The sequence below is a fragment of the Enterobacter sp. CFEC122 genome (genome assembly GCF_052983755.1).
In genome coordinates this window covers 1-6,045 of the sequence record NZ_JBRIQR010000082.1, presented here as the reverse complement: position 1 = coordinate 6,045, position 6,045 = coordinate 1, and the positions used below count along the sequence as shown (strand labels likewise).

Sequence of the window (6,045 nt, the reverse complement as noted above, 5' to 3'; positions counted from 1 at the left end):
GGGATGATAAGTTTATCACCACCGACTATTTGCAACAGTGCCCCTGCAGATGGTTGGTGACAGGGCTGCTCAGTCTGGCCCTTTATGCCCCCGCACCGGCAGCGTATGCCGCCAGCATCGAGACGGGTTTTTCTCCGGAAGGAACGGCACTGCAGCTGGTCCTTAAGACTATTGAGTCAGCACAGCACGAAATTCGGCTGATGGGCTACTCATTTACGTCTCCTGAGGTGGTTAGCGCACTTGTCAGAGCAAAACACCGGGGTGTGGATGTGAAGATAGTGCTCGATGAGAAAGGGAACCGAAACAAAACCAGCCAGTCGGCGATGAATGTTGTGGTGAATGCCGGTATTCCGCTGCGTACCAACGGTCGCTACGCCATCATGCACGATAAAGTCATTATTGTTGATAATCATACGGTTGAGTCAGGCAGCTTTAATATGACCCGCTCTGCGGCCTCGAGAAATAGCGAGAATGTGCTGGTGATTAAGGACGTGCCGGAAGTGGCGCAAGCCTACCTTCAGCACTGGCAGTCGCGCTGGGACGGGGGAACGGAGTGGCATTCTTCATACTAATCAGCATCGTAATGTGATCTGCAATCTACATCCATTCAGGTGAGTCATGCGCCAACATGGCTCACTCTTTCGCGTAAAGTTAAGTCGCTGATTTCACGAATCTGTAGTATCCTCTGCAAACGATCCTTGCTTGATCCTTGAGGAGGCAAATATGTCGCAGGTCGGAAATGCAGTAACTTCCTCATCGAAAGAAAAGAGGCCTTATCGAAAAGGGCAACCATTGTCATCCGGTGAACGCAAACAGCGTTCGGTATCCCGTAAAAAGGATACGCATAAAGCTGTTACGGTATTCATTCAGAATGCTAATAAGCACACGCTTGATACTCTTTGCTCCGAGTACGGTATGACTCAGGCTGAGTTATTTGAGTTCCTCCTTGAACAGGAAGAACTGCGTAAACTAAAAAAGTAACAAGTCACATTTGTTGCTTAAGAAGTACCTCAGTGCTAGATTACTGATCGTCTGATGTATTTCATGGCTGGCCACGCCGCAAGGTGGCAGGGAACTGGTTCTGATGAGGTGTCTACCCGGAACCAGAAAAGACGAAACCCCGATAATCTTTCTATGTTTGGCGACGAAGAAGATTACCGGGGCTCTAACTAAACCGTACAGAAGCTGTTGCTCTGTACGGGGAGTATATGTGCATGCTCAGAAAACTGCAATACCTTCTGTGCTCAGTGCTCCTTCCGTGCAACATAAGTGCGGGAAGGTGTGACTGACGCTCAGACCCTGTTCTCCCATTATCGTCAGGTCAAAAACCCGAATCCGGTATTCACGCCGCGCGAGGGGAAAAAGACCCTGCCGTTCTGTCGTAAGCTGATGGCGAAAGCTGAGGGCTTCACGTCCCGTTTTGACTTTTCCGTCCATGTGGCGTTCGTTCGCTCGCTGGGTAAACGTCATCGCATGCCGCCGTTGTTGCGTCGTCGAGCCATCGATGCGCTGCTCCAGGGGTTGTGCTTCCACTATGACCCGCTGGCCAATCGTGCACAGCGCTCTATTACCAATCTGGCCATCGAGTGCGGTCTGGCCACCGAGTCAAAAAGTGGCAATCTGTCTATCACCCGTGCCACACGGGCACTGAAGTTTATGGCGGAGCTGGGGCTGATTACCTACCAGACCGAGTATGACCCGCAGATAGGCTGCAATATACCGACAGATATCACCTTCACGCCGGCACTGTTCTCGGCGCTCGATGTCTCTGACGTGGCTGTTGTGGCTGCACGCCGCAGCCGCGTCGAATGGGAAAATCAGCAGCGTAAGAAGCAGAACCTGAAGCCACTGGAGATGGACGAGCTGATAGCGAAGGCCTGGCTTTTTGTGCGCGAACGGTTCCGCAGTTACCAGTCCGAGCGTAAGCTACATGGCCTGAAACGCGCCCGTGCACGTCGTGACTCGGACAGAACCCGTAAGGACATTGTGACACTGGTGAAGCAACAGCTGACGCGGGAATACGCCAGCGGGCGGTTCACCGGCGGTCTTGATGCCATGAAGCGGGAGCTGGAGCGGCGCGTGAAAGAGCGCATGCTGATGTCGCGTGATAACAACTACACGCGGCTGGCCACCGTCCCCATATAACCCTTCCTGTGTGAAAAATCCGGCTGGCGCCGGAGGGTTTCGCACGTCTGCAGCTCCCGACTGACGGTTTTCTGCACGAAATGACGACCGTCCTTCCTGACATTCATCCCATTCCGCCATCAGAATGGCCAGAAATTGCCTCGCCAGCATCATTTCCGGTCGCTGAATTCAGTTACCCACAAATAACTGCAAGGGACCTTTCCATAAGGTTACAACCGTTATGCTTACAGAGCGCCAGCCGACCTGATTTCAAAGTGCGTGGTTTCCTTTAAAAACCTGCTCTGTACTTCTTTTAAATATCTTTTATTTCATTCATATAAGTATATAACCTGTTCGTCGCCTGACCTGTGGACAGGCTCCTGAGAATGCCCGCCCTTGCAGCGGACTCACGTCCGCGCCGGTTCGGCAACTACCTTAAGTAGCTCCCATCGCTACGCGACGGGCCCCGGCACAGCGCATATAGTTACAACATTCAAAATACTTACACAAAAGCAGGAACAGTGCCTGCATGAACCCTCACAGCCCCTCCCCACCACTGAAAAGCGAGGCCGCCCCGGGCCGAAGGCCCGGAACAACGTCGCTTTTAATGATGGATGTTGTAACTAGGATTATGAGTCGCTATAAGTGGTGTCGCTGGAGTTATTGTATACACGCCCGTAAGCGGCCCTCACGGCCCGCTAACGCGGAGATACGCCCCGACTGCGGCAAAGCCTTGTCGGGACCACTCCGACGCCGCACAAAAGCTTCTGCATTGCTTTCAGCGGGTTTTAGTCTAGCAGGGGGAAGGGATGGATTGCTGGAACCTATCAATAACGTAACCGGCTGCGCCGGGCTACGGCGCCACTCACTCACAGTGCCATATTCAATACCAGCAGGCGCCTCCATGCCGCTAAAGCGGCATTCAGTGGACAGGCTGCGCACTGCTCGCCTGTCCGGTATGCATGTGATATAAACAATTGTGTTTATAAACACTTCTGTGGATATCGTTATGCTGCTGACCGACTACATTGACAGCGTGTACGGAACGGCGCGCGGAAACCGGGCGCGTTTTCTTAAGGACAATCCGGATATCCTTCCCCAGGAGCTGAGCCGCTGGCTTAAGGCTGGCCTGAAAATCAGGCCGGAGACCGGCGAAATCTACAAGCCCGTAACACGCCGCGTCAGGATACCGTCGGCGGTCGCCGCCGGGGCTGGCGTCTTTCTCTCTGACGACCTGCGTGAACGTGTCGCGTCACTGGCCACCGCACAGAACGTGACAACTGATGCCATGCTGAATGCCCTGGTGGAGCGCGAGGAACTGTGTCGTAAACTGTCCCTTCAGACGGAGAATGGTGACGCCGTACCGGAACAGCAGATTGCCGGCATTGTTAGCCGGTACTTTTCAGCACTGTCTGAGCGCAGTGAAACCGGGGCCTGGCACAGGGCTCTGGAGGTGCTGGTCCGGGAACTGACGGAATCTGGCCTGCTGTCATTCCATACCGGTAATATTGCCGAGAGCCGCCGCCTGAACATCCCCCGCACCGCGTATTACTGGTACGGCGGTTTCGTGGCAAAACGCGTGGCCATGATGCTGGGCTGCTACGATATCTACCTGTGGAACGAAATGATGCACCCGGACAGCGATGTGGTCTTTGTGGGGGATGCGCGCAACGTCGTCGCCTGCTACTTCATCTGCCAGCAGATGTGCCGCCTGCTGAAAGCCGTTAGGCTGAACTGGCGTAAGCAACAGGGGGCATGGGGAAGCCGGGCAGAGCTGGATGAGGCTGCGCACCGGTATACGCAGCGGCTGGCCGAGGGGATTATGGATAACGGTATTTTTATTGGTGGCGACGAACAGAACTCTTACCGGCTGTACAACTATGCGGAAAAACATTACGCCTGGGCTATGCGCTGAGAAGGGCACAACAGGTAAGAGAGAAAAAGTAATGTGTTATATTGAGGGGATTTTAATTATCTTTTAAATAACAAAATAACAGGAGGTGACTTTACTATGTTTAATAGTATTTGTACTTTTGGTGGTGTCGATAAGTGCTACTCAGTTATCGATTTCCAAAAATTACCTGAGAAAGAAATAGAGAAATTAAGGCATTCACTGGTATGCCCTGGTTGCCGTGAACAGGCATTCTACAGAAAAAAAAGTGTTGATGGTAAACAGGCCTGTTTTGGGTCCCGGTACTGCACCTGCAGGGAAAGTACACTCTCACCGCAACGACAAAGGGAAGTCAGAAATGCTTCTGAAGTTCAGCAGATAATCGCAGAGTCAGATACAATTAAAATAAGCTTCAATTTTGACAGTGCTTCTTCAGCAGGCAGCGAACCGTCTGGTTTAAGCGGGAAAACGGAGATAACCGGGACGGGGCACAATAAAGCTCACACCATAAAGTCAGAACAAAAGCGAGTTCCGACAGTTTCACTTCAAAAAATACTGCACAGCTTAATCCGGGGGACAGGACTGGCGACGTCTGATACGATCATCCCGTTCGGCGACTTCAAGTATAAAGCCAAAAATTTATTTGTGAAATTTCCTGATGCTGAACCCATGACTAAAAATGCACTCAGGTTTTACTGGGGGACGCTATATAACTCGAACAATGATATTGAATGGCTTAATCCTGCTGAATGCAGGGATGTTGGAATACCCTTAGGCGATCTGCGTGATGCAATAATCGAAAAATTTAATATTTCAGATTCTGAAAGTCTCGAAGGGGCTGCAATTATTTTTGCAGGTCGTTGTCACTGGAATAAAGATAAAACCAAAAGGATAATAAATATATATGACAGTGAACGTATATTCATTTCTTTAGCTGATTAACTATGGAAGGCATTGAATAAATTTATAGTAATCGCTTAGTTTCATATGACTGGCTGCCTCCTTTACGGTTAAAATATGCCAGAGTGATGCATGAACAACCAGGAACAGAAAGGAGAAGGACACGCAGTGACGCTGACAGAAAAATCGGGCCACCTGGCTTGGTGTGCCCTGGTGGCGCTTGCGCTGGCCAGACAAAAAGGTGATGTGTTATCACCGGCGCAGGAAAACCTTTTTCTCACACGCTGGCTGGCTACCGCACTGAAGCAACGGCGTTTTCCGCGTGATGTTGCCCCCGATATCGAGTGGCTTCTGAAACAGGGACGCCAGCTGGGCGTCAGCGCGAAGCTGGCCAGCAAGCTGAATTACCTCTGGCGCTCCTGCACTGGCGAGCTGACTGAACAGAACGATCTGTTCCGGCTGACCTATGCGCTGGAAACAGCGAAAGATATGCACTGGAACTACCGTCTGCTTAGCGATCGGGAATGGTCCGGCCGGAATGCTGTGGCGCTCAGTGCGGGCGTGAACGGCATTTATCTCTCACGGGCCAACCTCGATGTCGCTTTTGACGACAGCGGCCAACAGATAAATCCGCTGACAGCGCGTCTGACGGGAAACGTAGCGGGGGTGATGAAGCTGTTTCATCGCTGTGGCTGGCAAGCAGAGCCTGAGTCTGGTGCCTCCCTGCCCCACCAGTATACGCTTATAGCCGGACAGGGAGTGCCAGAAAAGGTGATTAGTGGCTGATCTGTGCCAGATCGTCTTCAGTCAGACCGGTCATTTTCATGACATTACTGAGGTATTAAAGCTTCATTATATTCTTTGCATTAGGATATTTTGCGGAGCTTGCTTCTGGCGTGAATCGAACCTTATCATTAAGGGCAAAGGTATTGATTCCGCCCTGCATAGCCCTATCCGCTCCATAAAAAATGGCCTGATTTTTGTCACTTTTGATCAACACATTCGCTGCAGTAATGTTTATTATTTCGCCCGTGTGTTCAGGATTGATTTTAACTCCTTTAGACCAGTCTTTTCTCACTTGCAAAGTGGGTAATGACTCCAACTTACTGATAGTGTTTTATGTTCAGATC

General features: G+C 51.2%; 8 protein-coding genes and 1 pseudogene. 7 read left to right on the top strand and 2 right to left on the bottom strand.

Annotated features, from left to right (window positions below; all coding sequences use genetic code 11):
- Positions 1 to 29 precede the first annotated feature (29 nt).
- Complete coding sequence (locus ACVCAM_RS25825; protein ID WP_447093738.1) at positions 30 to 572, top strand: phospholipase D family nuclease; 543 nt, start codon at positions 30 to 32, stop codon at positions 570 to 572.
- A 151-nt stretch (positions 573 to 723) separates the two neighbouring features.
- Positions 724 to 981 (top strand): replication regulatory protein RepA, encoded by a 258-nt coding sequence (gene repA / locus ACVCAM_RS25820; RefSeq protein ID WP_057064915.1) that lies wholly within the window; start codon positions 724 to 726, stop codon positions 979 to 981.
- Positions 982 to 1,042: 61 nt separating this feature from the next.
- Here repA (ACVCAM_RS25820) and ACVCAM_RS25815 read toward each other — a convergent pair.
- Positions 1,043 to 1,155, bottom strand: a pseudogene (locus tag ACVCAM_RS25815) (replication protein RepA).
- Positions 1,156 to 1,208: 53 nt separating this feature from the next.
- Between ACVCAM_RS25815 and tap the strand changes: the two are divergent.
- From tap to ACVCAM_RS25790, 5 genes are all read left to right on the top strand, one after another.
- A complete protein-coding gene (gene tap, locus ACVCAM_RS25810; RefSeq protein WP_071667455.1) occupies positions 1,209 to 1,289 on the top strand; it encodes a RepA leader peptide Tap in 81 nt (26 codons plus the stop codon).
- Positions 1,270 to 2,145, top strand: coding sequence for an incFII family plasmid replication initiator RepA (gene repA, locus ACVCAM_RS25805; RefSeq protein ID WP_163277218.1), 876 nt, complete (start codon positions 1,270 to 1,272; stop codon positions 2,143 to 2,145). Before tap ends, repA (ACVCAM_RS25805) begins: the two co-directional genes overlap by 20 nt.
- Positions 2,146 to 3,133: 988 nt before the next feature.
- The gene (locus tag ACVCAM_RS25800) at positions 3,134 to 4,039 is read left to right on the top strand and encodes a hypothetical protein (protein ID WP_063941967.1); all 906 of its coding nucleotides are present in this window, start codon (positions 3,134 to 3,136) and stop codon (positions 4,037 to 4,039) included.
- A 96-nt stretch (positions 4,040 to 4,135) separates the two neighbouring features.
- On the top strand, positions 4,136 to 4,957 hold the full coding sequence (locus ACVCAM_RS25795) for a hypothetical protein (RefSeq protein WP_063941968.1): 822 nt from the start codon (positions 4,136 to 4,138) through the stop codon (positions 4,955 to 4,957).
- Positions 4,958 to 5,083: 126 nt separating this feature from the next.
- A complete protein-coding gene (locus ACVCAM_RS25790) occupies positions 5,084 to 5,701 on the top strand; it encodes a DUF2913 family protein (RefSeq protein WP_063941969.1) in 618 nt (205 codons plus the stop codon).
- A 55-nt stretch (positions 5,702 to 5,756) separates the two neighbouring features.
- Here the strand turns inward: ACVCAM_RS25790 and ACVCAM_RS25785 are convergent, their stop codons facing one another.
- Entirely contained in the window at positions 5,757 to 5,999 is a 243-nt protein-coding gene (locus tag ACVCAM_RS25785) for a hypothetical protein (RefSeq protein WP_176450295.1), read from the bottom strand.
- Positions 6,000 to 6,045: the final 46 nt, after the last annotated feature.